This window comes from Salibaculum griseiflavum (assembly GCF_003129565.1).
Lineage (GTDB): Bacteria > Pseudomonadota > Alphaproteobacteria > Rhodobacterales > Rhodobacteraceae > Salibaculum > Salibaculum griseiflavum.
On sequence record NZ_QETF01000035.1, the window covers coordinates 1 to 3042 of the forward strand.

The following is a 3042-nucleotide window of genomic DNA, read 5'->3' on the forward strand; positions in this document are numbered from 1 at the left end:
TCGAACGGGACAACGGTAGATTTGGCCATGGTGGCATATCCTTTCTCTGTGAGATCGACGGCGTCTTTCAACACCGCCATGATATGCCGCCTACTTCAGGCCATCACCAACTTTCGGGCATAACTCGGCGCTTAAAATTGTGCGTGTTGTTTTTGGACAGGAAAGCAACAGGGAATATGCTTACGCACGTGTGCTTAAGGTTTGGTTTGACGAGCGCAGCGACACGCAAACGCTGACAAACTTTGTAATTGAGCGTGGTGGCATTGAAAACGTGCGGCGCACAGCAAGCAACACGCAAGCAAACAAGCTGACAGCGGATGACTACAGGGACATTGCTGCAAATGCACTGACAGGTGAGCACGCTTTGGCGACGTTTGGCTTGCACAACTATATGCTGAGCGACAGCGAAAACGACACGGACTACATGGTTGCGCTGGTGCACTGCGACAGAAACGGCAACGGTAAGGTTGTGTATGGCAGCAACAAGCGTGCGCTGGTGGACAATGCACTTGCTGTAATGGGCAAGGAGCTTGACGAGCAGCAAACAAAGGCAGCAAGCAAAGACACGCTGGACGATGTAAAGCAGCGCAAAACAGCAAATGTTAAGCAGTTTGCTGCACGCGTGCTTGCAAACAAAACAGCAGCGTAAATTTTAGCAAAAACAGTGCACGCAGGGCTTTTGCGCTTTGCGTGCACTTAACATTTAACAGGAGAAACATATGACATTTGAAGACAAATACGAACCGCAAACAGTTGCTGAACTGATATTTGCGGACAAAGCTGCGCAGGCAACCTGCCAGCGCTATGCAACAGGCAAGCCTTACAAGCCTTTGATGCTTTGGGGACCGCCTGGCACAGCAAAAACAACCACAGCACGGGTGATCGTGCGCGAACGCTATCATGCTGCTGGCTATGACGGGGCGATTGAGGAGTTTAACGGCGCTGATCTAAAACCAGCCGATTTTAAGAAGCTATTGAACGTTGCGAATATGCTACAATTTGCATGCGGAGAGGCGTTGTTGCTGATTAATGAGTTCGATGAAATTGCAGAGCAAGACCAGCCAAAGTTTCGCTCGTGGATGGACGATTACAAGTGGATCAACTTGGTTGTCACCACAAACGAGCAACCCGGTGTGCAGGGGGTGAAGCAGAAAATAATGGGCCCCTTGCAAAGCCTGTTTGAGCGAGTGGAACTGGCACCTCCCAGTTTGAAAGACTGTTTGCCACGTGCGCAAGCTATTGTGCAGCAGGAAGGCTTTACGGTCAGCACGCAAGACCTGCAGGTGCTGCTGAGCACATTCACAGGCGACATACGCGATATGCTGCCTTTGTTGGAAGAAGGCATCGAGCAGCTACGGCAAGGCACGCCGCCGCAGCCGCCCAAGCCCAGCTTGCAGGTAGTATCTTCTAAACCTAGCAAATAAAACCGATTGGGGCAGGCATCACAGTCTGCCCCTTTTTTTGTGAACAGGCGCGCGACGATGCCGTGTTCAAACGCTGTTGGCGAAACACTCTCGTCAAACACTGTTGTCGAAACACTGTGTTTTAAACTCTGTGTTTTTTGATCTGTGTTCTGCGCCGATTCCCTCAACGCATTGAAAATAATTGATTTTCGGTCGACCACCAACTTGGGGAGACCATACGCTTGCACTGTACCGCAAACACAGGAGCAAGCGCGTGACCCAACTGAGCAAGCTATCTTTCAAAACTGTCGAACGTGTAGGAGCCGTCAAAGACCCGAAACAGGATCGACGCAACAAGCTGGTAGCGGCACTGGACGAACAGAAACTGGTACTCGCCGCAGCAATCAAAGGCGAAACCCACACCAAGCAGCACGCCAAATGGATCACCAACGAACAGGGCGAACGTGTGCAGGTCAAAACACAGCGGCAGGTCAAACCTTGGTTTTTCGAGCAAGACCACGGTTGGTATGTGCAATGCCGCTATGGCGCTCGCGTGCTGTTGATGGATGGCAAGAACAACGCGGCGTTCGTCAGCAAGCTGGAACTGGTCGGCGCTGTGCTGGATGCATTTCGCGCGGCAGCTCAAGCAGGTGAGTTGGATCAAGCCATTGCTCGTGCGGCTGAACGCAAGCGGGCGGCCAAATGACAGAGGACCACACAGATCGCATTCGCAAATTGAACGATCTGGCGCGGCAAACATTCACGGGCTGCCGGGTCTTCATCACTCCGGGCATACAGGCACTGGACGATGTAGATGCTGTGCTGCGGGCAGTGCAACTGTTCAATGAATTCACCGCCGACAACGATCCATATGGGGAGCACGACTTTGGCGCTTTCCATTTGGGCAAGGTTCAGGTGTTTTGGCAATTCAGCTATTACGACGTGGACCTGCAGATGCACTCGCCTGACGCAAGCGATCCAGCTGTCACAGCTCGGGTCTTAACTGTTATGCTGGCCGAGGAATACTGAAATGACCTCATTCGAACAGGTCATTTGCGGTCATCTGTTCATCCACGCCATTCGTCTGGCCTAAATGATAACGCAGTTTCAACGAGATAACACATCTGCGTCGCATCTGTGTGCTGTTCGATCTGTTCGTGCTTGCTATCGCTGCGCCTAACTGATCGTCACCGCATGTTGTTTCACATCGAAATCGCTCAAACGGAAGTGGTGAAACACGTGAATGAATATTTTCTTTTAGGGACTGCAATGAGCCATCAGACCAACGCCTATTGAGGCGTCGGTCTAAAAGCGCATCGCTGCGGTCTGCAGTCGCGCACCAGGCTGTGTAACCAAACCCAAAATTGGGAAGAGCAGGTTTTGCGATCATCTCTATTACTGGCTACCACGCAAATACAGGACCCACACAGCAGGGCTGTCCTGTATCATCACGGTACTCTAGTGAGGTTGTCACCCGTGTCACTTTTCGCCGAGCGTTCCCGGCCAACCATTGTAACCGCCCGGTTTGAACCGCCTTGCGGCCTCAGGCGGCTTCGGTCTTGGGCGCCGCCTCTGACATGGGCGCCCAGTTCCACGGCAGAAGCTCATCGAGCCTGTTGATTTTGTGATCGTGGATGCG

At 52.3% G+C, this 3042-nt stretch carries 4 protein-coding genes; all 4 read left to right on the forward strand.

All coding sequences use genetic code 11. The annotated features are described in order from the left end of the window. Nucleotides 1-139 precede the first annotated feature (139 nt). The 4 genes from DFK10_RS16100 (at nt 140) to DFK10_RS16115 (ending at nt 2432) form a co-directional block, all read left to right on the forward strand. Nucleotides 140-649, forward strand: a complete 510-nt coding sequence (locus DFK10_RS16100; protein WP_146193300.1) for a hypothetical protein — start codon at nt 140-142, stop codon at nt 647-649. A gap of 70 nt (nt 650-719) precedes the next feature. Continuing rightward, nucleotides 720-1424, forward strand: a complete 705-nt coding sequence (locus DFK10_RS16105) for an AAA family ATPase (RefSeq protein WP_109390055.1) — start codon at nt 720-722, stop codon at nt 1422-1424. Nucleotides 1425-1677: 253 nt separating this feature from the next. Continuing rightward, nucleotides 1678-2109, forward strand: a complete 432-nt coding sequence (locus tag DFK10_RS16575) for a hypothetical protein (RefSeq protein WP_217810198.1) — start codon at nt 1678-1680, stop codon at nt 2107-2109. Next, a complete protein-coding gene (locus tag DFK10_RS16115) occupies nt 2106-2432 on the forward strand; it encodes a DUF3768 domain-containing protein (RefSeq protein WP_109390056.1) in 327 nt (108 codons plus the stop codon). Before DFK10_RS16575 ends, DFK10_RS16115 begins: the two co-directional genes overlap by 4 nt. The last annotated feature ends 610 nt before the right edge of the window (nt 2433-3042 follow it).

Excerpts from the sequence above, each read along its gene's own strand:
- DFK10_RS16115 (WP_109390056.1), top strand. The coding sequence starts at position 2,106 with ATGACAGAGGACCACACAGATCGCATTCGCAAATTGAACGATCTGGCG.
- DFK10_RS16105 (WP_109390055.1), top strand. The coding sequence starts at position 720 with ATGACATTTGAAGACAAATACGAACCGCAAACAGTTGCTGAACTGATA.